The following is a 24,489-nucleotide window of genomic DNA, read 5'->3' on the forward strand; positions in this document are numbered from 1 at the left end:
TTCGCGCCCTTGGGGGCTATTTTTCCTGCCACGCTCCCATGCGCGCAAACTTTTCGATGCGTAGCCGCACCAGCTCTTCCGGAGGCAACTTTTCCAAGGGCGGCAACTCTTCCAGGATCGCCTCCTTCACCAATGCTGCGGCCTCCTGCGGATTGCGATGCGCCCCTCCCGCAGGCTCGGGTATGATGCGGTCGATGACTCCCATCTTGAGCAGGTCCGGAGCGGTGACCTTCATCGCCTCTGCGGCCTGAGGTGCTTTGCTCGCGTCGCGGTAAAGAATTGCCGCGCACCCTTCTGGGGAAATGACCGAGTACCAGGTGTTCTCCTGCATCATCACGCGATCGCCAACTCCGATTCCCAAGGCCCCACCGCTGGCGCCTTCGCCGATAATGACCACGATGATCGGCACCGGCAGGCGCGACATTTCTAAAAGATTGCGGGCGATGGCTTCTGCCTGCCCCCGTTCTTCGGCGCCAATGCCGGGGTAGGCACCAGGCGTGTCCACCAAGCTAATTACCGGACGGCGGTACTTGGCGGCAAGCTTCATGAGGCGCAGCGCCTTTCGGTATCCCTCCGGGTGCATCATGCCAAAATTGCGATAGATCTTCTGTTTGACGTCTCTGCCCTTCTGCTGCCCGAAGATGACCACAGGCTTGCCATCGAGTTTGGCGATGCCGCCCACCAGCGCGGGGTCGTCGGCAAATGCCCGGTCACCGTGGAGTTCGATAAAATCGGTAGTCATGTACTCGATATAGTCGAGCGTGTAAGCCCGCTGTGGATGACGGGCAAGCTGCACGCGTTGCCACCGCGTCAGCCGCGAGTAGATCTGCTTGCGCAACTTCAGAGCCTTCTGCTCCAGCCGGTGGATCTCCGCGTCCATATCGACGTTCTCTGTGCTGGAGTAGACCTTCAACTCGGCGATTTTCTTTTCCAGTTCGACCAGCGGCCGTTCAAAATCCAGTACGAAGCCCATACCTTTCCTCTGGCAGGATTACGTTCACAGGTCAAGCACAGCCTTGATAAGAATCTCCACATCGAGCCACAAGGAGTAGTTTTTCATGTAGTACAGAAGCTGACGTTCCTTCTCCTTGGAGGTCAGGGCTCTACTCCCCTTCAATTGGGTGATACCGGTGATGCCCGGCTTGAGCTGCTTCGGTACCTCAGGGCTGGGCTCGCTGCTAAATTCTGCCCCCACGAGGGTCAGGTTACCCACCAGGACATCCCAAAGCAAGGGGAGGCGAGAGCTCCTTGTGCCATCCCGAGCCACAAGCTCGTGCGCGGCCACCAGTTTTCCTTCTCGCCCCACAAGGAGCCGTCGCCGCAGGCGGTAGCCGCGAGCCACCACCAGGTACAGCATGACCGGCGCAACCAACACAAGGCCCGGCAGGGCCACGGCGAGGTCCAGCACCCGCTTCACGAAGCGGTGCCAGGCGCTGCTGAAGCGATATTCGACTTCCACCAAAGGTATCTCGGCGAGGCTATCGATGGACGCCTTGCCGATGATCACTTCCAGGTGGCTGGGCACCAACTTGAAACTCACCCGCGACCGGTTGGCGCGATCCATCAGGTCCAGGATGCGGTCATACGGGATGCGATCAGTGGAAAAGATGACCTCCTGCACGCGATGGGCCCGGAAGAGCTCGTCCAACTGGCCACTGGCCGCGAACACCGGTACCCCCTCCATCTCCTCCCCACTTGCCGCGCCGTCCAGGCTGACGACCCCCACCACTTCGTAGGCGCTCTCGAATCTGCTGCGCAGCCTGCGCAACAGGTCGCGCACCGAACGACGGTCGCCGACCAGAAGCGTCCGCCGCTTGAGCAAAGACTTGCCCAGCGTCCCGCGGAAAGGGAGGCCAAGGCGAGGCAACAGACGCACAAGAATGCGCCAGCCGGAGATCAGCACCAGGTTCAGCACCCCGGAAATCAGCACCACCGCCCGGGAGAAGCCATACTGCTTGAAGAAAAACGTCCACGCCGAGTTGATCACCAGCCCGGCAAGCACCGCGGCAGTGGCCGCAGTAGACGAGTACCGCCTCGCCCCGTAGCAGCCATTCGCTGCCAGGCATGCCAGCCACACCAGCGAGTAGAAGGCATTCACGGCGAGGAAGCTGGGCAAGTGGACGAGGTTACCGAACCAGATCTCCACAGCGACGGTCACTGCCACGTACATCAACGCCAAGTCAACTACCGGTACCGCAGCCACCTTTGCCGCGCGGTTGAAAAACGAGAGTGCAGCCCGCAGCCAGATCGCCAGCACTAGGAACCAGCGCAAGGGGAAGAATGAACGGCTGGCGAAGTGCTTGCGTACGAAGAGATGCATTGCTTGATAGAAGAGGCGCAAGCTGTCGAACCCGCTGCGCCGCGAGCTCTCCCCTTTAAAGTGCACAATCTTGGTCTCCGGGACGTAGTAGACCTTCCAGCCTGCATTCCTGAAGCGCAGGCACCAGTCGAGGTCCTCGCCGTAGAGGAAGAAAGTCTCGTCCAGCAAACCCACCTGCGCCACCGCTTCCCGCCGCACCATCATAAAGGAGCCGGAAATGGCTTCCACCTCATAGGTCTTGTCCGGGTCAAGGTACGTGAGGTTGTAGCGCCCAAAAAGCTTGCTTCTTGGGAAAAGGCGGCTCAAGCCCACCAGTTTGGTGAACGCCACCCAGGGCGTGGGAATGCTCCGCCTGCAGGCCTGCTGCAGGGAGCCGTCCGGATTCAGGATCTTGCAACCGACCATCCCCACATCAGGATGCGCCCGCAGGAAAGCCAAAAGAGTTCGGAACGTGTCCTCTTGCACTACAGTGTCGGGGTTGAGAAGGCAGAACACCTGGGCTTCACTCTGGCGCAACACCTGATTGTTGGCAGCCGCAAAGCCTACGTTCCTCTGATTGGCGATGAGCCGCACCCCCGGGAAAGAGCGTCCCACCATCGCCACCGTGCCGTCGGTGGAAGCATTGTCAACCACCCACACCTCGGCCGCAATCCCCTGCACAGCCTTGCGCACAGAGGTGAGGGCCTGCTCCAGGAAATCACGCACGTTGTAGCTTACAATGATGATTGCAAGCTCTGGGGCTGCGCTCATCGATTCAGGCGGACGAAGGTCACCTCAGCTGCCCAGTGCAACATACGAAAAACTTGGTAAATAGTCAAGCTCAATCTCCCGAAACATCGACGCCTGGCCTCTGCCCCTGGGCCAACAAGCGGGTCGCTTCGCCTGGCTATGAGAAAGGCAAACCCGCTGGTTTGCCTCCCCGGACCAAGCTGGTGGAACACCGCAGGCTACAGTTTGCCGATGAGGTCGTAGAATCGCAGTTTCCACACCATCCACACCGCCTCGAGCACGATTTTCTTGGACATCTTGGACGTGCCGCTGCGCCGCTCAACAAAGGTGATGGGCACCTCGCAGACCTTGAACCCTTTGCGAAAGGCCTTGAACGACATCTCGATCTGAAAGGAGTAGCCATCTGAGCGGATGTCGTCCAGGTCAATAGTCTCCAGCACTCGTCGCCGGAAGCACTTGAAGCCGCTGGTGCAATCGTGGATCTTCAAGCCGGTCACGGCGCGGACGTATTTGCTGGCCCCGATGCTGAGCATCAGCCGCTTGAGCGGCCAGCGCACCACCGTGATTCCATCCACATACCGCGAGCCGACGACCAAGTCGCAGCCACCCTGCGCTTTTGCCAGCAGCAACTTGATCTCTTCCGGATCATGGGAAAAGTCGGCGTCCATCTCCAGCACATAGTCGAAGTCGCGCTGCAGGGCGTACTTGAAGCCCAAGACGTAGGCGCTGCCGAGCCCAAGCTTCCGCTCGCGCTGCAGGAGGTGCACCCTCTGGTCCTTGGCCGCAATGTCCTTAACGACCTCGGCCGTCCCGTCCGGCGAGGCGTCGTCGACCACCAATACCTCCGTGCCGGGTGGCGTCTCTGCCAGAATCCGCGGGATGAGCTTGCCGATGCTGTCCGCCTCGTTGTAGGTAGGCACCACGACCAGTGTTTTCATGCCCGGCTATGCGTTTTCCGACTTTGCAGTGAGTGCCAGTGGTGAACCTGCTGCCTCCAGTTCCTCCTTGAAACGGAGCAAGGCGTCCCTTGTCCCCGAAAGGCGAATGCCAAAATCTTCAAAGACTTTCTCGATGATGAGGCCCGAGCGCAGCGGCCGCGGGGCAGCCTGGTGTAGCTCAGCAGTCCGCACCGGCGTGATGAACGAGCGCTCAAGGCCAAAGACCTCCGCCAGGGTCAAGGCAAAGTCATAGCGGCTGACAATCTCGCTTCCGGCAACATGGTAGATGCCTATTGCCCCATGCAGTACCAGCCGCCATAGTGCTTGGGCGAGCTCACTGGCAAGCGTGGTGTTTCCCATCTGGTCGGTCACTATCTTGACCTCTTCGCCGGCACCGAGTTTGCGCAGGAGCCAGGTGGCAAAGTTATCCCGTATCTTCTGCCCATGCCCATATAGCACCATCGTCCTGACGATGACATACGGCACTGCACTCCCCTTCACCGCGTTCTCCGCCGCCAGTTTCGATTTGCCGTAGTAACCCAGAGGGTTTGGGCGTGCAGTCTCTGCGTAAGGGCCCTTGCGCCCGTCAAAGATATAGTCGGTGGAGAGGTGCAGCATGTGCGCACCGCAGCTTTCTGCTGCCCAGGCAAGGTTTTCGGTGGCCACCACGTTCCCTTGCCAACAAGCCTCCTTTTCGGCCTCCGCGCCGTCCACGTTGTTGTAGCCTGCGGTGTGGATGACCCAAGCCGGCTTGACACTAGTCACAAGTCCTTTAGTCGCACTGCGGTCCCGCAGATCGAGACGGTGGTACTCGAGCTCTCCGCCCTTGCCATAGAAGGAATCTGCAAGGTCAACGCCGAGCAGTTCGATCGCGGCCGGTTTGTGTGCCACCAAGTTCTGTCCCAACAGCCCGTTGCAACCCGTGAGCAATACCTTCACGTCGCCGCACTCCTCTCCCTGTGGTTCATGCTCGATTGCGATTCGCCATGCAACCTGCGCAGCCCTTCGGCAATTGCGTCCACATTCTCCGCGCCCAACAGCGAACAGTTGATGGCCGCCACCTTGTTGGCAAAGAGCGCCGCTGCCTGTGCGTCACCAGTCTCCAGGTAGTGATGGAGAAAGCCCGCGGCGAATGCATCCCCACAGCCGGTGGGGTCCACCACCCGTTCCACATGGCACGCGGGCACCAACTGGCCACGCACCGCTGATGCAGCCTTTTCTGCCACGAACGCCCCCTTTTCTGCCAGCGTCACCAACAGGACTTTGGCTCTTCCGTGCAGTGCCTGGTGGGCGAGCTCGGTCAACCGCTCTTCCCGCACCGGACAGGCGCAGTCGAGCAGGGAGCTCGCCTCGTGCTCGTTCATCTGCACGATGTCTGCGCCAGAAACCCACTGCTGCCAATTGGGGTTCTTCCACAAAGAACGCTTGCCCTCCTGGTCGCGCACCCAGGCCAGACTGTGGTAATCCTCGTGGATGAGGCCGGTGGCCACTTGGGATAGGCGGGCAAAGCACTCTGGGCTCAACTCTGCGCCGGTGATGAAATTCACCAAGACCACATCGCAGCCGGCCACCGCCTGGACCTGCTCCCATTGCAAGGGAGTCATCGGCTCCGTGGTCACCTCCTGCCGGAGGTTTTCGGTCAAGTAGGTGAGCCGCACCTGGGTGTTGAGCCGCTCCTCCCGACGGAGAAGGCTCAGGTCGATGTGCGGATAGCGCGCCAGTCGGGCACAGACCTGGTCAAAAATGTCCGAACCAACCATGGCAACAGGACGGATGAGCCAGCCGCGCGCAAAGACCGTTGCCAAGTACGTGAGCGTGTAGTAGATGCCTCCAAGACTTCGCGCCACTGGTGCCGCATAGGGTTCGATCAGATCGGACACGAAGGTTCCGATCACGCCCAGTGTCTTGTCTGCTGTCCCTCGTACGCTCATGCCGAAGCCGCTCGGTCTAAGACGCCAGCCATCCCACGCACCCTAAGGTTTCAGGAAGGAATGGAACACATAGAAAAGGAGCGAAAGCCCGCCCAACACCCACATTGGCGCCGTCACCTCCCGCACTCTTCCCGCGATCAGCTTGACTATCGGGTAAAGGACGAAGCCCGCCGTCATGCCGACGCCCATGTTGTAGGTGAAGCTCATCAATACGATGACCGCGAAAGAAGGCACCAGCTCAGTCAGGTCATCAAACTTGATGTTGGTGATCGGCTTCATCATGAGCATGCCCACCATCACCAGCGCGGGTCCGTACGCGAACGGCGGGACGGCCTCCACGAATTTGCAGAAGAAGAGCGTGATCAGGAAGAGAAAGGCAGTCACCACCGAGGCAAAGCCTGAGCGGCCCCCCTCTTCGATTCCGGCAGCGGACTCGATGTAGGTGCCGGTGGTCGTGGTTCCGAGCAGGGCGCCGACCACGGTAGCAACGGCATCGGCCAGCATGGGCTTTTCGATCTCGGGCAAGTTGCCGCGCTCGTCAAGGAAACCAGCACGTGCCGAGACGCCGATGAGGGTGGCCATCGTGTCCAAAAAGTCCATGAGAAAGACCACCAGGAGCACGGGCAGGAAGCCCCAGGAGAACACGCGCCCAAAGTCCAGCTCGGCCATGATGGGCCTGGGGTCAGGCGGGAGCCCGATGGGCACACCCTGCAATGGCTTGAGCGAGGGGATGGCCACGTGGAATACACCTGCCAGCACATTAGCCAGGAGAGTCACCACAATGACGGAGATTAAGATGCTGCCCCGCACGCGCAGGATCATCAGGCCGGCCATCAGCACCAGGCCGATCACCCCAAGAATGGCGGAGGTGCTGGTGACGTCGCCCAATTGGACCGGCGGCCCGCCCGGCACCCCTGCTTGCACCAAACCCATGTCGCTCAAGCCGATGAAGGTCAGGAACAGGCCAATCCCCACCACGAAGCTGTATTTCATGCTCTCGGACGCGGCCGAGGCAAGCCAGCTGCGCAGCTTGAGAAGGGTGAGCGCGACAAATAACACGCCACCGATAAAGATGGCGGCCAACCCTTGCTGCCACGTGTAGCCCAAAGTACCCACCACGGTCACGGCGATGAAAGCGTTCTCGCCCATGTAGGGAGCAATGGCGAAAGGCCGCTTGGCATAGAGACCCATGAGCAAAGTGCCCACGAAGGCCGCCAGGATCGTGGCCACCGTACTCGGCCCTACCGGGATGCCGGCCCCTTGCAGGATGAGCGGGTTGACCACGACTATGTACGCCATGGTAATGAAAGTCGTGGCACCTGCCAGGATCTCCGTCCGGTAGTTGGTCCCCAGCTCATCGAACTTGAAATAGCGGCGCATGACATCACCTCCCAAGCCGTGCGGTTGAGGTGGCTATTTGGGGAGTACGCTGCCTGCCTGTCTGAATTCAGCCAGCGCCCGGGTCAGCTCGGCATCAGAAATCGCAAGAATCTGCACTGCCAGGAGGGCGGCGTTGGCCGCCGCCCCGATGCCCACCGAGGCCACCGGGACCCCTTTGGGCATCTGCACGATGGAGTAGAGCGCATCGACGCCGTGCAGCGGTGAGGCATCCAGCGGCACGCCAATGACCGGCAGCGTAGTGTGGGCGGCCACCACACCTGGCAGATGGGCGGCCATCCCAGCGCCGGCAATGACCACCGCGAATCCACGCTCTGCGGCGCTCTTTGCAAACTGTGCAGCCGCCTCGGGCGTACGGTGCGCCGAAAGGACATGAGTCTCAAAAGGCACCTTGAAATGCGCAAGCACGGACTCGGCCGCACTCATCACGGAGCGGTCCGATTCGCTGCCCATCAGGATGGCGACTTTGCGCGGCGACGGCCCGGGGTGGCTCATCATCTCAGCCTCCCATTCCTTTTTGCCGCGTGCGGAACGTGCGCGCCATGACATCCATTTGCCGCATGTAGGGCATCTTCCGCTCGCCTGGGGCAAAGCAAGCCATGTCGATCAGAAACAGCCTTGCGGAACCGTGGTCATAGAAGGCGTAGACATGGAACGGGCCCCCAACTACCTTCACCGAATCCTCCCACAGCCCCCACATTTCGATCGCCCGTCTCCCGTCAAAGTCCACCCACTCCCACTTGGTGTACCCGTCGACAATCCGTTCGCCCGTGTAGAAACTCTCTCCGATCCACTGCCTCTTTTTCAAACACCACTCTGGAGTGAGCTGCGAGGGGTCGTCGCTCTCCTCCCAGTGCACCAGGAACCACCGTTCTGGCGGGATGCGCCGCAGCCAGACGATCCGGTCGCCAGGCTTTTCCAGGGGATGGTAGTCGTGTTGGATGCGCACGGCCCATCCATACTTCCGTAGCAACTCCTCTGACAAGGCCTTCTGTTCATGTTTGCCAAACATCTGCTTGGTCATCACCTCGCGGACATGCGCGAGCATGAGGCCGTACAGACGATCCGCATTCTCCTGCATTCTGCGGGTGAGGGTCGCCGTATCGTTGGCCACCACCACCAGCAGGAGCTGGTCAAATGCCCAAGGGTTGTCCTTCTTGAATAGGAAGCTGCTGTCCTGCTCGACGCGGCGCATGTCCGTCGGGGAAAGCATGCTCTTGAAAAGCTGCTGCATAACCGGACTCCCCGAGAGAGTGCCGATCACCAGAAACGAGTGATAGCGCTTGAAAGCGCCCCACTTTTCCGGCGGCACCCAGCGCACGCGCAGCAGCGATTCCGGCTGCGGGGTATAGACCTGGCGCTCGAGCGCAGCACTCACTGCCGGACGGAGCGCTTCCCATTCCACGGAATCCGCCAAGGCGATGATCAGATCCTCCGACCCATAACCCGGCTTCTTGCTACTACACCCGCCCAGAATGCCCTGTAGGGCAATGAGCAGGCCGGCGAAGAACAGCAAGAGAACACACTTTCGCATGCCTACCTCCCTCCTTTCGTGCCCTCTGGCCAGGGGGCCGCCAGTTGCACGCCATGTTGCTTAGCCACTCGTTGTTCTCGTCTTACCGCCAGGATGATACCTCCCGGTACGGTGGCGGCTACCCCGACCAGATACGCAAGAAACTGCATGGCGACGGCTGCTGGCTCCGGCACGCCAACTTGCGAGAAGAGCAAGGCGCCACTCTGCTCGCGGACCCCGATGCCTCCCACAGATACGGGAACACTGGAAAGCAAGGCGATAATCGGCACGAATACCAGGAACAACGAAAAGCTCACTCGCACACCAACCGAAAGCGCAGTCAAGTAGTGCACGGCGATGCGCAGCACCTGCACCACCAGCGACATGCTCAGCACCTGAGCAAGCAGCAGCCGCCCGTGCCGGTAGTCGTTCACCTGGGCATAGACCTGCTTGGCCTTGTTCTTAAAGCCCAACGGGAGAACCCGGTTAGCCACGAACACGACCGGTTTGGCCACGCGTCTGCTGAAGAAGAACAGCAGCACCAGTAGCCACAACCCGAACACACCCAGCACCACCGCAAGGGACGTGGCATGGCCCGCATAGCTGTGCCACAGGAGCGCCGCCACCACCGCCACGGACGTCAAGGTGGCGAAGCCGATCAGCCTGTCGAACAGAACTGCCGACATGGCCTCCGCAGGCTTTCCGGAAGCGCGCGCGGCGTCAAACACGCGAAACGCATCTCCGCCAACGTAGCCGATGAGAAAATTGTTGAAGAACAGCCCCACGAAGTAGTATCCCACCACCTGACGCAGAGGCAAACGGATATCCCGCGCCCGCAAGAGCATCCACCACTGGAAAGCGCCCAGCAGATTGCTCAGCGTAAACACCGACACTGCAGCAAGCAGCCACCAGAGGTCCGCTCCCACTATGCTTTCCCGCAGGCGAGCCGGCCCGATGCGCCAAACCGCCAGCCCAAGGAGCGAGATGCTCACGAGGACTTTTCCGGCGGTCAACGGCACGCGACGCCAGCGCCCGGCAGTGCGTGGTCGGCCCACCGGCGGCTCAACCCCTGTTGTCCTGCGGCGGCGCCACCGCCGTGTCGGGGACTGCTTCTGTCGCCTTGCGACGGAGTTCATCCAACTTTTCGCCGGCCTCTTTGTCGCCGGGGTGTTTCTGCACCCAATGCTCAAGAACCTCGGCAGCATCCGCGTACCGTCCCTGCTGTTCGTAGAGCAGCACCAGCCAGCCGTGCGCCTCCCCAAAATCGGGATTTGCGGCCGCCAGCTTCTTCAGACGCCTTTCGCTTTCGTCCTTCCGCCCGCCCAGATAGTAGAGCTTGGCGATCTCCAATTGGGCCCGCAGGTCCAAGACCGGGATAACCGCCTCCGGCATCACCTGCTCCATCTTGTCCAGGGCCTCCAGCATCTCCGCGTGCCGCTGCGCACGCGCATACTCAGTTGCCAGGCGCAGGAACGCCGCCCGGTAGTTCTGCAGCAGCCCCTTGACATTGTCATTGAAGTAGACCGTGGGGTCAGCCAAGCTGCGATAGCGGAACACCTCGAAGAGATTCTTCCGCAGGCGGTCCACCGCGATCTGGTATTCCCCAGGCACCGTCACCACCTTGAAACAGAGGCCGTCCATCCTCAGGTAGTTGAAGAGGTTGAGCTTGTTGTCGTTGGAAACCGTCACCGCGAAGTAGACTGGTCGTCGCCACTGGTTGTCGTATAGGATGCGCAGGATCATATAGTCCTGAACACGGATGCCCTGGCCCATGAGGGTCGGCAGCACGTCGATGCTGATCCTGTCGACATTTGTCGGCGCTTTGGGTGGCGCCCAATCCCCGAGCTCTGCCAAGTCGCGCTCGTACACACCAGGGGGCACCGGGATGCTAACCCGCACCTTTTTCGGTGGGTTGCGGCGCAGGCCCTCCAACTCTTGCTCGTTGAGTTGGCCGCTCATCGCCAGTAGCTCCAGCATGCTCATGGGGCGCAGCGCCTCGATCTGGCTGTCGCTCATGCGGATCGGCACCTTCGGCTCCTGATCGCGCAATTGGCGAATGTACCAGTCCGTGTTGAGCAGGCTGAGGTTGACGACCCGCACGTCCTTCCGCACGCCGCACACTTCCTGCAGGAACCACAGCGGGAAGGTGTCATTATCGCCATTGGTAAACACAATGGCGTCTTTGTCGCACGTCTGGAGCAGGTTGTACGAATAGTCGCTCGGCACATAGTCCCCGGTACGGTCGTGCGAGTGGAAATTGAAAGCAAAAAGATTGATCGGCGCAGCGACCAAAAGAACCAGGGCTGCGCCTGCAATCGCCAGCTCCCTGATCCTGCCGCGCCGCTTGACCGCCTCTCCGATCCATTCCAAGATAGCCGACACGCCCACGCCGACCCAGATGGCGAAGGCAAAGAACGAGCCCACGTACACATAGTCCCGTTCCCTGGGCTGCGGGTCTTCCTGATTCAGGTAGACGACGATGGCCACCCCAGTCATCACGAAGAGCACCAACACCGGCAACGCGCGCTTCCAGTCCCGGAAGAAATGGTGCACCATCCCGAAGAGCCCTATGAGGAAAGGCAAGGCGTACAGCCCGCGCAGAGATATGGTCTCCACAATGTAGCCGTCGCTGCCGATGGTATTGCCCTTCCCGATAAACTGCCAACCAAAGTAGCGCCAGTACATCTTCTTCAGCTGGTAGTTCAGGAAGAAATTGACCTGCTTGCCAAACTGGTAGAACTTGTAGTTTTCACCCGGATACCTCTGCCTGAACTCCCACTCGAACGGGATATTTGGAAACCGGCGCGGCAAGATCCCCCAGGTGCCGTACTGCTCGCGGTTGAGGTAGCGCACCATGCCCGCTGCTGTCTCGGGGTCGTTTTCATCAATCGCCGGGTCGAAGTTCGAACGGATGTACAGCGCAGTGTAGGTGGAGTACCCCAGCACGATGAGGAAGAGCGACATCACCGAGAGCGCAACCCAGCGTCGGCGCTCGCTCACCGCCACCCCGGCGGCAATGAGCAAGGCAAGCATGAGAAGCAATATCACCTCGATGAAGGTCTTTTCCGCAAGATGCGGAATGCCCTTGATGACCCCAGGGTAGATCGCCACAAAGACCGTTGTCCCGACTCCCAAGGTGAGGGCTAACTGCGCATATCTCTTACCGGCTTCACTCAATTTGCCTCGCCAGTAGAAATAGTGCCCCACCAGATAGATAGCAAGCCCGATGTACACGAACCTGAACACCAGGCCAACGAACGCGCACGCGCCAAGCATGGCAGAGGCTATGACCAAATGCCAGACAAACTCCTTGAAGGAGGCCGGCTTGCAGGTGCGGAAATAGAAAATCAAAAAGACAAAGGGTAGAGCGAGGATGTTGAGTAGATGTACACCGATGGCCAAGCCCACACAGTAAGCGATCGTCAACAAGTAGCGGTCGCTGCGTGGATCGTCGGCCTTCTCCATCCATTTCATGATCAACCACACGACTGCAGCGGTGAAAAACATGCTGAGCGCGTAGACTTCGGCCTCGACGGCATTGAACCAAAAGGAGTCCGTGAAGGCAAAGGCAAGGGCACCTATGGCCCCGCTGCTGTAGAGAATGATGCGATCGAGACTGCTGCTCGGCTTGCCCCGCCACAGAATCACCATGCGAACGATGATGAGGTAGAGGAAGAGCACGGTCAAAGCGCTCGCCACGGGCGAAATGAGATTCACGCGAAAGGCGATGTCTTTGGCAAAGGGGACCATCGAGAAGAGGCGTCCCAGAAGGATGTAGAGCGGCGCACCAGGAGGATGCGGCACCCCCAAGATGTACGAGCAGGCGATGAACTCTCCACAGTCCCAAAAGGAGACTGTGGGCGCGATGGTACGCAGATAGGTGAGGAAAGCAATCAAGGTGACTGCACCACCCACCAGAGCGTTCAGCTTGCGATGATTGTCCATCAACGTCTCCTCCACCGAGTCAGCGGTTCAACTCCTCAGTGATGATCTCTAAGAGCCGCGCAGCAGACTTCTCCCAGCTAAACTCCGCTGCCCAGCGCTGCCCACCCTCCCCCAGGCGCATGCGCAGCTGCTGGTCTTGCAGCACCAGGCGCACCTTCGCCGCCAGGAGATCAGGTCTATCCCACGGATAGAGCAGTCCCGTGCATCCATCCACCACGGCGTCGCGCAAACCAGGGGAATCGGCGGCGACTACTGGCACGCCGCACGCGCTGGCCTCCAACACTGTGATGCCCCATCCCTCCTTCGCAGAAGGGTTCACCATCACCCACATGCGGTTCAGGAGCTCGACCTTCCGCTCTTCGCTCACGGCACCGGTGAAGGTGACCCGACCTGCAATGCCCATCTCTTCAGCGAGTCTCTGCAGGTCGGGGCGGGCATCGCCTTCGCCCACAATCAGCAAACGCGCCTCAGGGATGTCCTCAAGAATCGACGCGAACGCGACCAATAGCCTATCAATGCACTTGTAGCGCTTCACCCGGCCAAAGTAGCCAACTATGGGCTCTGCCGCCCTGAGTTCCGGCCTGGGCCGGCACAGCTGACGATTGACGGCGTTGTAGGCGATGTCCTGAGGGCTACAACGCAGCCCGAGTGCTGCCAGTTCCCGTTGGGTGCTCTTAGAAACAACAATGAAGCGCGTATGGCGATAGACGCGCGGAATCAGCCTCTCGTGAGCTTGAACATACCAGGCGCTCAAGGGGCCAGTTTCCAGCCGTATGGTCGGCCCAAAAAGATGGTGGACAATCGCAACTACGGGCTCGCGGGCGTAGAACGGGGTGTAGAACGGCACCTTGTTGATGTCTTCCAAGACCACATCGAAGGTGTGTCTTCTGCGCAGGGCGGCGTAAAGTCCCGGCACAAAGTAGTTGAAGACAGGACGTGGTCCTCTCCGCACAATCCGGATGCCGTCTACTACCTCCTCTCGCGCGCACCCGCGAAAGGTACAACTCAGCTGCGTCACCTCATGGCCCACTGCGACGAGCCGCCTGAGAATCTCGTGGGCATGAACCTCCGCGCCGCCTCCGAGGGGGTGGCGGATGTCCTGCCAATTGATGAGCAGAATCCGCAGACTCATCGACCCTGCACCGGTCTGCGCGCCACCGCGCCGATATCAAGACAGGTATTGAGCATCACCGGCCAGCGCAGCAGCAGACCACGCAGATGACCGCGCAACGAGCGCAGGAACTTGCTGCTCGGCGGATACATGGGCAAGCGGACGCCGAGCCGTCGCAACCCTTCTCGGAGCGTGCGATAAAGGAGACTTGGTCGCATGTAGTCTCCGTACATCCACCACACCTCGAACCCGGCTCGTTGCATCACTGTGGCAAGTCCGCGCACCGTGAAATCGGTCTCCCATCCGGCAAACCACCTGTCAAGCGCCATGAGCACGCGTTTCAGCAAACCGTAGATGTGGTAACGCTGAGGCACGTCGACCACGGCCACGCCGCCAGGCCGTAGGACGCGCAGGTTCTCCTGCAACAGTGGCAGCGGCTCCCGGAAATGCTCCAAGAGGCCTTGATGGAACACCAAGTCCAAGCTTGCGCTCCGGAACGGCAAGGCAAACGCGTCACCCCGAACTATGTAGACCCCCTTGCGTCCGCGCGTCACGCCGCGCATCATCGCCACCGCCTGCTCCGCATAGTCGAGGAGCACGACTTTTCCGCCGCGTTCTGCCAACCGCACCCCGTCGCGCCCAGTGCCGGCTCCCACCTCCAACGCCCAGCCGGCTGGGAGGGGAACTGCCCGCTCTATCTGCCTGACGACGCGATCGGCATTGGAGTAGTAGTCGTCCGGGGCGGCTCTTTCAGCCCAGTAAGACTCCCAGTGCTCGCGCCGTGACTCTCTTGCGTGGGTCTTCATCGTTTCTCGCTTGGCTGGAAAAGTAGCAAAAAAACCCCAATTAGTCAAGGTAAAAGACTTGGGGGAGCAGATTCTTGGCGGGGTTCGCGGCTCGCGCGCCAGCGGCCAAGGCGGCAGCAAGCCTGCGCACACGGTACCCCATAGAACGCGTGAGGGGCCTCATGATGCCGAGGCCCCTCGTTGCCATCCGGTATGTGCGAGCTCTTAATGGGGCAAGTCGAACGCGACGTCTTGCCAGAACTCCGCCTTTATTCGCCCCCCTTTCCTCGCCCGCAACACATCAAGCAACCGCAGGTAGAGCCCGTTCCTCTTGCGCCACAGGCTGTTGAGGCGACGTGCGTAGTGGGCGATGGCCACTTCTTCCAGGCGAAAAGCCAACAAGCGCCGCGCTATTTCGGCCAGCGAATAGAAGCGCTGGTGAGCCCAGATCTGAGCCATCTGCAATTCCATCAGGGAAAAGCCACGCGGCTCGAAGACCACATGGTGCGCGTCGTACAGGCTCCAGTCGGTGAAGGTTATGCGGTCCTCGGCCCGCAGCTCCTCATAGCAACGGCTGCCAGGAAGAGGAGTGAGGATGAGGAATTGGGCAGAGGCCAACTGATGTTTCTTGGCAAAGCGCACCGTCTCCTTCACCGAAGCGAAGGTATCGTGATCCAGGCCGAGGATGAACATCCCGTGCACGTTGATGCGGTGGCGGCGGAACACGCGGGTGGCCTCCTCCATCTCCGCCACGGTCTGGTGCTTTTTGGTGGCCACCAGACTCTCCGGGTTCACTGTCTCGAATCCCACGAACACGGTGTGGCAGCCTGCGCGATGCATCAGGCGCACCAGGTCCTCATCTCGGGTGATGTCGGCCCGTACCTGCGTCGACCAGCGGAACTTGAACCCCTCTGCGATCATCGCCTCAAGAAGTCTGCGCGTGTGGGCAGGGTTCGCCGCAAAGTTGTCGTCATAGAAGAAGACAAAGTTCCCTGGTTGGTTGTACCGCCGGAGCTCGGCGATGACGTTCTCGGTGGAACGAAAGCGGTATTTCCTGCCGAACATCCCGGTCACCGAACAGAAAGAGCAGTCGAAAGGGCAGCCGCGAGAGGTCTGCACAGGGATGATGCGCTTGCCCGCCACTTTCTTTTCCCTGCTCTTGATGAGTGAGAAATCCGGAAAGGGAATCTCATCCAGCACCACGGGTGGCGCCGGCACGGTGGTCGTGAAGGGCTTTCCGTCGCGCAAGTAGACCAGCTTTGGCACCTCGTCCAGGCTGCGCTGCCCGGCCACCGCTTCCAACAACAGGGGAAATGACGACTCTGCCTCACCAAGCATCACATAGTCGGCGTGCACGAGGGCCTCCTCGGGCAGGTAGGTCACATGTGTCCCGCCGAGCACCACCGGAATCCCCAAGTTGCGCACGCGCTCAGCTATGGCGTAAGCACGCGGGGCAGTGGAGGTGACCGTAGAAATGCCGACCAGATCTGCGCTCGCCACTTCTTGCCAGTCTACCGCTCCTTGCTCTTCCACATAGACGGCAGCGTCCCATCCCGCCTTCTGCGCGATAGTGGCCAAAATGATGGTTCCCAACCGTGGAAGAGGAAAGCGTGTGAAGATGTGAAGGTTGGGGGCCTTTGGTTCGATAAGGACTACTTTTGCCATGACGCACTATACCTCGAGGTTAGCTTTGCTTGCCTTGGCTGTCGGCGGTAGACTTGCCGGCGCCCTCACTGAATTTGTTGAGGAGCTGGGCCACCTCCTTTCTCTTCTTGCGCAGCAGGTCCTCCCACCTCTTGATGCCATCCTTCAGGGCTGCCATCCGTTCGTTGAGGGCAGCAATCCTCTCCTGCATCAGTTCCAGACGTTGCCGCGCTTGTTCATGGGTGTAGGGAGATGTCCCCCCGCTGATGGCGAGAAAATCGCGGAAAAGGTCCGAGGCTTCCTTGATCTCTTCGAGAGAATAGCCAAAGTTCTGCAGGTCCTTGATCAGGTTGCAGAGGTAAACATACACGCGCGAGTAGAGGCGAAAACCCCCGGTGCTGCGCGCGTCGGGCTGCAAGATACCTCGCTCCTCCCAGTACTTGATGGTGCGGGCGTTGAGGCCGGTCTTGTCAGCAAGTTCACCGACGGTGAGGAAATCGGTAACCTGTGTTTGCGAGCGCTGAGTCGCTTGCGAGGGTAACCCGACCTTGCGCACAATCTTTTGGATTGTCGCCAAGTCATAGCCCAGCCTTTGCAGCTGCTGGATCTGCCGCGCCTCGCTGACGTGCGCCTCGGTGTAGAAGGGGATCTGGTTGTCGATCTTGCCCAGGTGGCGGATCAGACCCAGGTTTTCCCACTCTGCGAGTTCTTCTTCCGAAATCGATAGCAGAGAAATAAACTCCTGACGTTGGTAGATGTTAGTCTTCATACCTGTCCGTTTACGTACGGTCATGGCATAGATATCAGTGAACGTGCACTAATGTAGGCCTTTTTCCCGAGACCGTCAAGTGTTTTTTGCAGGAGCGGTGGTTTTTTTTCGGATAGCGTCTCCGAGGGGGCTCCCCGGCAAGGTGTAAGGGCTTGTGCAGGGTACCATTGAATGGCCGGTACCAACTTGAGGGAACAAGTGGTGCGATGAACTCTGCTGACCTCTGGCCCTCACCGATCCCGCTCCGTGCAATCGGCACCGCTCATGGATCGTCGCCTGCGGGGGGCGCGCCATTACCTATTCAGCTGACAACCTCCTCCACAGGCTCTTATACCGAAACGGCCCTGAGAGTCGCTGGAACCCGTCAACCCGAGGCAAAGGTCGCGGCTGCATCGTTTCTGCCGGGGAGGAACACTCTGAGCCTCCATTGGCGGGAACGAGCAAGCTCCATGGTCAGGATGCACTTAGTCCCGCACAAGACGCACTTCGCGCAGGTCACGCACCTCCACAGTGTCAAGAAAGGCGCGAAAGGCAGGATACTGGGTGGGCGACACATCTTCGCCGGACAGGCTGTAACGAACGCTGGCGAACAGACCACACGAAGTGGGGAACCATTGCCACTTCGCCGACCCGTGGGCGCATGAGGTAGAGTCTGAGACCGGCTGAGAAAGCATTTTCCGGCCGGCAGGGGCGTCCAATTTCAAGAGGAATTCCTGGACCATCCCGAAGCGGAAGCGGATGGGGTGCATACGGGTGGGCGACCGAAACAACTCTGGCAAGTCAAGGCGGCACAACTGTGCAGGGCGCACCACCAGCAACTCGCCACTACGCACTGCAAAGGCGCTGGAGCAAAAAGAGTATGAGAAGCGCAGAGAATCCGCGTCCGGCTCTAAGCCGGCCACCCGCCAGGACTTGAGAGTGACCGCTGGGCACCGACGAGCGAGGTAGCTCTCCAACCAACGTGTCCGTTCCGTGTTGTTCAGAGCTGCCAGCTCTTTGCGCAGCTCGTACGCCGGCGCCCCTCGCAGCAGAGTCTCCCCCTCCACCTGGGCGCTGCCCGTCTCGTCGATGCGGGCCTGCCAATGTTCGACCGTCTGGTTTTCCCTTGCAGGCCGCCGGGGCGTGCGGCGGACCGAGCCGGTCCCGTCGCCTTTCACATGCAGCACAAAGACGCCTTGGTCGTACCATGGCAGACTGCCAAACGGCGTCCCCTTGTCGGTTGGATCGACCCACAAGCCGCTGTCCCCCATTGCCGGGACGAAGACCATCGCATGATTGAAATGGAAGGGCGAGGGCAAGGAAGTGTCGGGCACACCGTTCTGCCACGTACTCACCAGCACCTGGTCAGCCCTGAGGCCCACGGAGGCGGCCATGGTGCACAGCAGCGTGGCCATGTCCTTGCAATCCCCATATCGGTTGGCCAACACTTCTTGCGCGCCGTGAGGCTGGAACCCACCGATGCCGATTTCTACCGCTACGTAGCGCACATTGTCCCTCACCCATGTGGCCAGCGCCTTCAGCTTCTCCATATCGGTCTGACAGCCCGCCAGCAGCGTACTGGCCAGCTCTTTGATGCTCTTGGTCCCCTTCATCTGCGGTCCAGCCAGGTCATGGTACCAGGCTGCCACGTCATTCCAGCTCTTCATTCCGGCGGGTGCCAACTCCACCCTGGCAGAGCACTCGCGCGGCGGCGGCATGGAAAGCTCGCGGCTCAGAGGCGGAACATCCTTTGCCTCCCACACGTAAGTCGCCTTGAAGCCAGCAGGAGCCCGTGTGACATGGGGCTCCAGTTCAAGACCGTGCACCCGGTAGATGAGCTCCCACTCCCCGGGCGCTAACACGGTGAACCGCGATCGCAGGACTGGGACGTCTTCCTGAAACACCCACGAGTGCCAGAAGCTCCTGGTAGGCGTCCGCACCCGGTAGCGGTATTCTACCACGGAACCAGGCTCGATGCCTGGCACTGCGAAGAGCTTTGCGCGCTGATCAGCATAAAAGACAAAGCTGGGGTAAAGATTCACATCATAGACCTTCTTCGGCTCCACCACGGAGATTTCGCCGCGCGGCGAAATAGACCTGGCCTGGAGCAGCTCCACCCTGCTGTCTGCGCCGTAGGGCACCGCCACGTTGGCAAAACGCTCACCTCGGCGGTTGAGTATCTTCACAATGCGGTGGCGCTCAAAGAGGGTAAAGCCCATCTGCCACTCGCCCGAGACCTCTACCTTACCTTCATCAGTGAGCACCACTGCCTCGGCGTCGCTGGGCTCCTCGTGCTTCTGCAATCTCAATAGCTCCGGGTCTCGCCAGCCGATGGTGCGCGCCCAGTCCCCTCCTCGAGCGCACGCAAGGACAAGCAAGGCGGCAGAACACACCGCCGCTCCGAGCACCCGCCTCACGCGCCCGCAACGGGCTCGCTTGTTGTCGGCACGAACCTCTGTCATGCCACCGCGCCCTCTGCCCGCTTGCCAGACAACTCTCCACCTCCGCGCCTGGTCGAACGAAGAACAGAACGACTCCACAAGAATTCGTTGCCTTTCTGCTCGGTGTTTATTACCTTAATGCTGGAGTTTTGCAGCAGAGGAAATGCGTTGGTCTTGACCATGGGCTCACTGTCACGGTTCGTTCATGACCACACGAGAACGCTTCTTAGCCGCACTTGAGTTCACCCCTGCTGACCGCCTGCCGAACTTAGAGTTCGGCTATTGGGAGGCGACCATCCGGCGCTGGCACGACGAGGGACTGCCCTCCCACCTGCGCACTGGCACGGAGGTCGAGGCCTATTTTGGCCTGGAAGGGGTGGAGACTTTTGACTACGTCCCGGTCATCAACGGGCTGTGGCCTCCGTTCACCCGTCAGGTCCTTGCCGAGCAAGGGGGCCGCCGCCTCGTGCGCGACGAGAACGGCGTCCTCTACGAAGAATTGACCGATGGCGAGAGCATCCCGCGCTATGTCAAGTTCCCCATCGCCTCGCCCGACGACTGGGAGGCTTTCAAGCGGGAACGCCTGGACTGGTCCCGCGAGGACCGGGTCACCAGCCATATCGGCGACTTTGTCCGGATGCGTCACCAACAAGGGCGCCCGGTCCGTTTCGATGCCGGCTCTCTGTACGGCTGGTTGCGAAACTGGATGGGGGTCGAGAACCTGAGCATCGCCCTGATGACCGAACCCGGGTGGGTCGCCGCCATGATGGACCACCTGAAAGAGCTGACCATCCACCTCCTACGCGCCTACATCACGCCGGCGCTGGCCGTGGATGTCGCCTGGTGGTGGGAGGACATGTGCTACAACCACGGCCCGCTCATCTCGCCCCGGCTGTTCGAACAGTTCATGGTTCCTCGCTACAAAGAGAGCGTCGAGGAACTGCGAGCGCACGGCATCACGCACAGTGTGGTCGACTGCGACGGCAAGATCGACCTATTGGTTCCCGGGTGGCTACGGGCTGGAATCAGGGTAATGTTCCCCGTCGAGGCCCTGCACACCTCGCCTTTGCGCCTGCGTGAGGAACACGGCGACCAGGTGCTGATGATCGGAGGCGTCAACAAGTTTGCCCTCATTGCGGGACCAGCCGCCATTGACCAGGAACTCGAGTCCTTGTCGCCCCTCGTGGCCGCTGGCGGCTACATCCCGAGCGTGGACCATCGCGTCCCGCCTGATGTGTCGCTGGAAAACTACCGATACTACCTCGCGCAAAAGGAGCGCCTGCTCTCTGCTACCATGCGGGCGTAAAGGAGCCAGGCCGAGCAACCCGCACGCCTGCGTCGGGAGTAGTGGCCCCGATGCCGTCTTGGAGCTCAGGCGAACGGGCTCTCCTGCTCGATGCCAAGTTGCTTCATCTTCCTGTAGAGATTGGTGCGCTCAATGCCCAGCTGCGCCGCAGTGGCGTTCATGTTCCACGCATTGGCGATGAGTTTGGCCCTGATCAAGTCGCGCTCAAACCTTCTCCTTGCCTCGCGCAGCGGCAGTCCCACGTAGGTGAGCTCTAAGTTGTCCAGGTCCTCGGACATCGCGTGCCGTATGTCCGGCAGGTCGATGACCTCTTTCTCGGCGAAAATCACCATGCGCTCAACGAGGTTGCGCAGCTCGCGCACGTTGCCGGCTCAGGCGGCACCGACAAGAGCCTCCATGGCTGCGGGCGTCAGGCGAATCTGTGGCTTGTGCTGTTCCTGGCATGCTTGCTTAAGGAAATGGGCCACCAATTGCGGTATGTCCTCCCGACGATCGCGAAGAGGAGGCACCTGGATCTTAACGACGTTGAGTCGGTAGTAGAGGTCCTCCCGGAAGCGGCCAGCGCGCACCTCTTCCTCAATGTTGCGATTGCTGGCGCCGATGAGGCGAACATTCACCATGCGCACGGCCTCGCTCCCCACAGGGTGCACCTCACCGCTCTCCAATGTGCGGAGGACCTTCGCCTGCGCCGCCAGGCTCATGCTGCACAGTTCGTCGAGGAACACAGTACCACCGTTGGTATGCACGAAGATCCCCTCATGGTCCCGGATGGCCCCGGTGAAGGCTCCCTTCTTGTGGCCAAAGAACTGGCTCTCCAACACCCCCCCGGAACGGCCGAGCAATTGACCGCCACAAAGCGCCCCTTACGGCCGCTCAGGCGGTGGATAGCGGAAGCGACCAACTCTTTTCCCGTACCGGTCTCGCCCAGGATGAGCACGGTCGCATCGGTGGGTGCGGCCCGGTCGATGAGGGCGTAGACTTCGCGCATCTGGCTGCTGGTGCCGACCATGCCATGGCGCTCATAGAGCTCGGTCGCTGAGGCTGCCGCCAAGCGCAGCGCCTGCCCCTTCTGCAAACTCTCCTGGATGTGCCGGAGGAGGTCCGGCAGTTTCAAGGGTTTTTCTAAGAAATCACTTGCGCCTTGCAGGATGGCATCCACCGCTTTCGGGATATCACCATGGGCAGAAATCATCACCATAGGGCGCGTGCTGTCCAAGGCGACCAGGCGGCGCAGCAACTCCATGCCGCTCACTCCTGGCATCACCAGGTCGAGAAGCACAAGGTCCGGCTTCTCTTGTTCGGCCAGACGCAAGGCGTCCTGAGCAGTAGTGGCCGTCGACACCCGATAGCCCTCGTGGGTGAGGATGTCTTCCATGATGTCGAGAGTCTTCTGTTCGTCGTCAACCACAAGGATGTGTGCTGCGCCCTGTCGTTTCATCACCGTAACCCCTGGTTCAAGCTTGATAGGCAGGGAGTTCCACGCGGACGGTGGTCCCCGCGCCGACCTTGCTCTGCAGGCTGATGCGCCCCCCGTGTTCTTTGACTATCTGCCGGCAAATGCTCAGCCCAAGCCCTGTGCCTCCGTCCTTGCCGGCGACGTACGGTTCGAACACCCGGCCGAGGAGCTCCTCAGGAATGCCACACCCTGTGTCGCTGACTTCAAAGGCCACAAATTCGCGGCGCACCGGCTCACCGACGGTAAGCCATTGCGCCATGCCCACACGCAGAAAGATGCGACCTTTTCCTCTCATGGCGCGCACTGCATTGTCAAAGATGTTGTAGAACAGGCGTTGCGTCGCTTCCAAGTCCACGCGTACCTGGGGGAGGCCCTCTTCGCACTCCACGATGAGGTTCACCGTTTCGGGCAGCCATTGGCGCACCTGGCGCTCCACCGCGCTGAGCAGCTCTCTTGCCTCCATGACGCATACCTTGGGAGGTTTCAGGCTGGTAAAACGCAAGAAGCCATCGGCGATGGCACGCAACCTCTCAATCTCTTCGATGGCCGAATCGACGTAGCGATCCATGGCGGCGCTGCTCTTTGTGCGAGTCTCGTGATAGGCCAACTGCAGGCGCTGCAAGGTCAACAGCACCGTGTGCAGGGGGTTCTTTATCTCGTGGGCCAACTGCTGCGCAAGGGCCGCCCAGTCCAAGGCCCGGCGCAGTTCAACGCTCGCAGAGGCGTCTTCTATGGTCAGAAGGCTCGCGCAAGGACGCCAACGCCTTTCCGAGACCGACACGCCGCGTATGACCCCCGCCTGGCCACCTGGGAGTTGCACCATGCGATCATCCACTGGCTCCCGCACCTCGCCCTCGGTACCAAGCTCTTTCAGGACGACGCCGACTTCCTGGACTATCGCAGGCGGAAAGACTTCCGCGTAGTGCAACCCTCTGGGATCGGTGGCGCCGGCAACCATGTGGCGGCGGGCAATTCTGTTGCTGTGAACGACCCTGCCTTTGGCGTCGAGCAGGAAGGCCGCACAGGGGAATGCCCCGAGAATGCGCACAACCTCCCGCTGCTGGCATAAGTGAGACGTCCACAACCAGGCACAAAGGGCAGCAAGCACCAGGACCAGAGCCGCGAGTCCAATTGGCCCCAGCACTGCGGCTGCTCCTGCAGCCAAGGCAAATGCCTGCGATCCATCACACACCAGGGCGATCCCTCCGTCAGCCTCATGCTCGTCACGAAGGCCGAGCGCCGCTGCCGCAGTGTCTCCGGCAATGTAGATGCCCGACCCACGCCGGCCGGACTCTCGTGGACGAACAGACCCCACTTTTGGGCTCATTCGCCCACAGCCGAAGTTGCGCCGTCGGTGCATAAAACACGCACCACGCCGGGCAAGCCGTCGCTTGGCGTTTGAACATACGCAACAGAGAGAAAATAGTCAAGCGAAAAGTGCGGGTGTCCTGTGCATCTCGGGCGCTCTCTTGGGCTCGGACAATCAACTCACCGGCGCAACAGCGTTCCGTCGGGCCACAAAAGTGAAAGGCGGGTCCTCGTGGGCTGAGGAACCCGCCTTCCCCCCTATCACGACCCGCCGTCGCCCGGCCCTCCTTGAGCTCGATAGCTCCGACGTCCCCTAATCCAAGCAGTGCTTTGTTACCGTCCCATTCCGGTGCTGGCGATCGCAGTCGTTCCGTCGCTCCGCAACGACCATTTGCAACTACCGGGCCACAGTGCCGATCTTGGGTCATTTGGAAAATCAGCACTTATGCCTGTCGTGCAGACCTCCTCATAAGGGGGTGTATCACTTTCGCAACATTTGGGCAGTGACTTTGTTTTTTCGACAACAGGGGGTCAGCTTAGCGCGGCGCGGGTCTGCGCGGGCTACCTCCGACTGCTCACACTTTGCGCCAACAGACGGAATGGGGTGAGGGAACGGCCGAAACGACGACGCGGACACTCCTCGCGGGAACGTCCGCGTACGCTGGTGTGCCGAAGGGGGGAGTCGAACCCCCACGGGCGTAAGCCCACACGGCCCTGAACCGTGCGCGTCTGCCAGTTTCACCACTTCGGCTTCGCCAAAATTTTCACGGTGCAAATTTACTAATCAGCGGCGGCAAAATCAAGAGTTTTCTTCCAGGCGGTGCTCACGCCTGTTGGCCCAGGTGATCGCACCCGGCATCCAGGGAGCCGTGTACGGGGCGCACCCACGAGGCAACTAATTGGCCTTGACTTTTCC

General features: G+C 60.6%; 20 protein-coding genes and 1 tRNA gene. 1 reads left to right on the forward strand and 20 read right to left on the reverse strand.

Annotation, left to right across the window (positions count from 1 at the left end):
• Positions 1–16: 16 nt before the first annotated feature.
• The 15 genes from NUW13_00795 to NUW13_00865 all read right to left on the reverse strand — a co-directional run bounded on the left by NUW13_00795 (position 17) and on the right by NUW13_00865 (position 19,524).
• Positions 17–973, reverse strand: a complete 957-nt coding sequence (locus NUW13_00795) for an acetyl-CoA carboxylase carboxyltransferase subunit alpha (GenBank protein ID MCR4437566.1) — start codon at positions 971–973, stop codon at positions 17–19.
• A 24-nt stretch (positions 974–997) separates the two neighbouring features.
• Positions 998–3,070, reverse strand: a complete 2,073-nt coding sequence (locus NUW13_00800; GenBank protein MCR4437567.1) for a glycosyltransferase — start codon at positions 3,068–3,070, stop codon at positions 998–1,000.
• A 197-nt stretch (positions 3,071–3,267) separates the two neighbouring features.
• Positions 3,268–3,987, reverse strand: a complete 720-nt coding sequence (locus NUW13_00805; protein ID MCR4437568.1) for a polyprenol monophosphomannose synthase — start codon at positions 3,985–3,987, stop codon at positions 3,268–3,270.
• A gap of 6 nt (positions 3,988–3,993) precedes the next feature.
• The gene (rfbD, locus tag NUW13_00810; GenBank protein ID MCR4437569.1) at positions 3,994–4,926 is read right to left on the reverse strand and encodes a dTDP-4-dehydrorhamnose reductase; all 933 of its coding nucleotides are present in this window, start codon (positions 4,924–4,926) and stop codon (positions 3,994–3,996) included.
• The gene (locus NUW13_00815; protein MCR4437570.1) at positions 4,923–5,918 is read right to left on the reverse strand and encodes a carbohydrate kinase family protein; all 996 of its coding nucleotides are present in this window, start codon (positions 5,916–5,918) and stop codon (positions 4,923–4,925) included. The genes rfbD and NUW13_00815 overlap by 4 nt, the downstream gene beginning before the upstream one ends.
• Positions 5,919–5,960: 42 nt before the next feature.
• On the reverse strand, positions 5,961–7,298 hold the full coding sequence (locus NUW13_00820) for an NCS2 family permease (GenBank protein MCR4437571.1): 1,338 nt from the start codon (positions 7,296–7,298) through the stop codon (positions 5,961–5,963).
• Between the two features lie 33 nt (positions 7,299–7,331).
• On the reverse strand, positions 7,332–7,811 hold the full coding sequence (gene purE / locus NUW13_00825) for a 5-(carboxyamino)imidazole ribonucleotide mutase (GenBank protein ID MCR4437572.1): 480 nt from the start codon (positions 7,809–7,811) through the stop codon (positions 7,332–7,334).
• Positions 7,812–7,815: 4 nt separating this feature from the next.
• Positions 7,816–8,850 carry a DUF4837 family protein gene (locus NUW13_00830; protein MCR4437573.1) on the reverse strand — a complete coding sequence of 345 codons (1,035 nt, stop codon included), beginning with the start codon at positions 8,848–8,850 and terminating at the stop codon, positions 7,816–7,818.
• 2 nt (positions 8,851–8,852) lie between these two features.
• Positions 8,853–9,821 carry a flippase-like domain-containing protein gene (locus tag NUW13_00835; GenBank protein ID MCR4437574.1) on the reverse strand — a complete coding sequence of 323 codons (969 nt, stop codon included), beginning with the start codon at positions 9,819–9,821 and terminating at the stop codon, positions 8,853–8,855.
• Between the two features lie 70 nt (positions 9,822–9,891).
• Positions 9,892–12,774 carry a DUF2723 domain-containing protein gene (locus NUW13_00840; protein MCR4437575.1) on the reverse strand — a complete coding sequence of 961 codons (2,883 nt, stop codon included), beginning with the start codon at positions 12,772–12,774 and terminating at the stop codon, positions 9,892–9,894.
• Between the two features lie 19 nt (positions 12,775–12,793).
• Positions 12,794–13,906, reverse strand: coding sequence for a glycosyltransferase family 4 protein (locus NUW13_00845; protein MCR4437576.1), 1,113 nt, complete (start codon positions 13,904–13,906; stop codon positions 12,794–12,796).
• Positions 13,903–14,691, reverse strand: coding sequence for a class I SAM-dependent methyltransferase (locus tag NUW13_00850; GenBank protein ID MCR4437577.1), 789 nt, complete (start codon positions 14,689–14,691; stop codon positions 13,903–13,905). The genes NUW13_00845 and NUW13_00850 overlap by 4 nt, the downstream gene beginning before the upstream one ends.
• Positions 14,692–14,895: 204 nt before the next feature.
• Positions 14,896–16,335 carry a B12-binding domain-containing radical SAM protein gene (locus NUW13_00855; GenBank protein ID MCR4437578.1) on the reverse strand — a complete coding sequence of 480 codons (1,440 nt, stop codon included), beginning with the start codon at positions 16,333–16,335 and terminating at the stop codon, positions 14,896–14,898.
• A gap of 19 nt (positions 16,336–16,354) precedes the next feature.
• Positions 16,355–17,083 carry a MerR family transcriptional regulator gene (locus NUW13_00860; GenBank protein ID MCR4437579.1) on the reverse strand — a complete coding sequence of 243 codons (729 nt, stop codon included), beginning with the start codon at positions 17,081–17,083 and terminating at the stop codon, positions 16,355–16,357.
• A gap of 464 nt (positions 17,084–17,547) precedes the next feature.
• Positions 17,548–19,524 (reverse strand): DUF3857 domain-containing protein, encoded by a 1,977-nt coding sequence (locus NUW13_00865; GenBank protein ID MCR4437580.1) that lies wholly within the window; start codon positions 19,522–19,524, stop codon positions 17,548–17,550.
• A 184-nt stretch (positions 19,525–19,708) separates the two neighbouring features.
• Between NUW13_00865 and NUW13_00870 the strand changes: the two genes are divergently transcribed.
• Positions 19,709–20,809, forward strand: coding sequence for a uroporphyrinogen decarboxylase family protein (locus NUW13_00870; GenBank protein ID MCR4437581.1), 1,101 nt, complete (start codon positions 19,709–19,711; stop codon positions 20,807–20,809).
• Positions 20,810–20,874: 65 nt separating this feature from the next.
• On the opposite strand, the gene NUW13_00875 is transcribed toward NUW13_00870, so the two are convergent.
• The 5 genes from NUW13_00875 to NUW13_00895 all read right to left on the reverse strand — a co-directional run bounded on the left by NUW13_00875 (position 20,875) and on the right by NUW13_00895 (position 24,324).
• Entirely contained in the window at positions 20,875–21,171 is a 297-nt protein-coding gene (locus NUW13_00875) for a hypothetical protein (GenBank protein MCR4437582.1), read from the reverse strand.
• A 9-nt stretch (positions 21,172–21,180) separates the two neighbouring features.
• Positions 21,181–21,579 (reverse strand): sigma 54-interacting transcriptional regulator, encoded by a 399-nt coding sequence (locus NUW13_00880; GenBank protein MCR4437583.1) that lies wholly within the window; start codon positions 21,577–21,579, stop codon positions 21,181–21,183.
• A complete protein-coding gene (locus NUW13_00885; protein ID MCR4437584.1) occupies positions 21,507–22,247 on the reverse strand; it encodes a response regulator in 741 nt (246 codons plus the stop codon). Before NUW13_00885 ends, NUW13_00880 begins: the two co-directional genes overlap by 73 nt.
• Positions 22,248–22,263: 16 nt before the next feature.
• Entirely contained in the window at positions 22,264–23,592 is a 1,329-nt protein-coding gene (locus tag NUW13_00890) for an ATP-binding protein (protein MCR4437585.1), read from the reverse strand.
• Between the two features lie 648 nt (positions 23,593–24,240).
• A tRNA-Leu gene (locus NUW13_00895) sits at positions 24,241–24,324 on the reverse strand.
• Positions 24,325–24,489 lie beyond the last annotated feature (165 nt).

This window comes from candidate division KSB1 bacterium, from assembly GCA_024655945.1.
Taxonomy (GTDB): Bacteria; Zhuqueibacterota; Zhuqueibacteria; order JANLFK01; family Oleimicrobiaceae; genus Oleimicrobium.

Bases quoted from the DNA above. Each gene is read 5' to 3' on its own strand.
- NUW13_00795 (MCR4437566.1), bottom strand. From the start codon at position 973: ATGGGCTTCGTACTGGATTTTGAACGGCCGCTGGTCGAACTGGAAAAG.
- NUW13_00800 (MCR4437567.1), bottom strand. From the start codon at position 3,070: ATGAGCGCAGCCCCAGAGCTTGCAATCATCATTGTAAGCTACAACGTG.
- NUW13_00805 (MCR4437568.1), bottom strand. From the start codon at position 3,987: ATGAAAACACTGGTCGTGGTGCCTACCTACAACGAGGCGGACAGCATC.
- NUW13_00815 (MCR4437570.1), bottom strand. From the start codon at position 5,918: ATGAGCGTACGAGGGACAGCAGACAAGACACTGGGCGTGATCGGAACC.
- NUW13_00820 (MCR4437571.1), bottom strand. From the start codon at position 7,298: ATGCGCCGCTATTTCAAGTTCGATGAGCTGGGGACCAACTACCGGACG.
- purE (MCR4437572.1), bottom strand. From the start codon at position 7,811: ATGAGCCACCCCGGGCCGTCGCCGCGCAAAGTCGCCATCCTGATGGGC.
- NUW13_00830 (MCR4437573.1), bottom strand. From the start codon at position 8,850: ATGCGAAAGTGTGTTCTCTTGCTGTTCTTCGCCGGCCTGCTCATTGCC.
- NUW13_00840 (MCR4437575.1), bottom strand. From the start codon at position 12,774: ATGGACAATCATCGCAAGCTGAACGCTCTGGTGGGTGGTGCAGTCACC.
- NUW13_00845 (MCR4437576.1), bottom strand. From the start codon at position 13,906: ATGAGTCTGCGGATTCTGCTCATCAATTGGCAGGACATCCGCCACCCC.
- NUW13_00850 (MCR4437577.1), bottom strand. From the start codon at position 14,691: ATGAAGACCCACGCAAGAGAGTCACGGCGCGAGCACTGGGAGTCTTAC.
- NUW13_00855 (MCR4437578.1), bottom strand. From the start codon at position 16,335: ATGGCAAAAGTAGTCCTTATCGAACCAAAGGCCCCCAACCTTCACATC.
- NUW13_00860 (MCR4437579.1), bottom strand. From the start codon at position 17,083: ATGAAGACTAACATCTACCAACGTCAGGAGTTTATTTCTCTGCTATCG.
- NUW13_00865 (MCR4437580.1), bottom strand. From the start codon at position 19,524: ATGACAGAGGTTCGTGCCGACAACAAGCGAGCCCGTTGCGGGCGCGTG.
- NUW13_00870 (MCR4437581.1), top strand. From the start codon at position 19,709: ATGACCACACGAGAACGCTTCTTAGCCGCACTTGAGTTCACCCCTGCT.
- NUW13_00885 (MCR4437584.1), bottom strand. From the start codon at position 22,247: ATGAAACGACAGGGCGCAGCACACATCCTTGTGGTTGACGACGAACAG.
- NUW13_00890 (MCR4437585.1), bottom strand. From the start codon at position 23,592: ATGAGCCCAAAAGTGGGGTCTGTTCGTCCACGAGAGTCCGGCCGGCGT.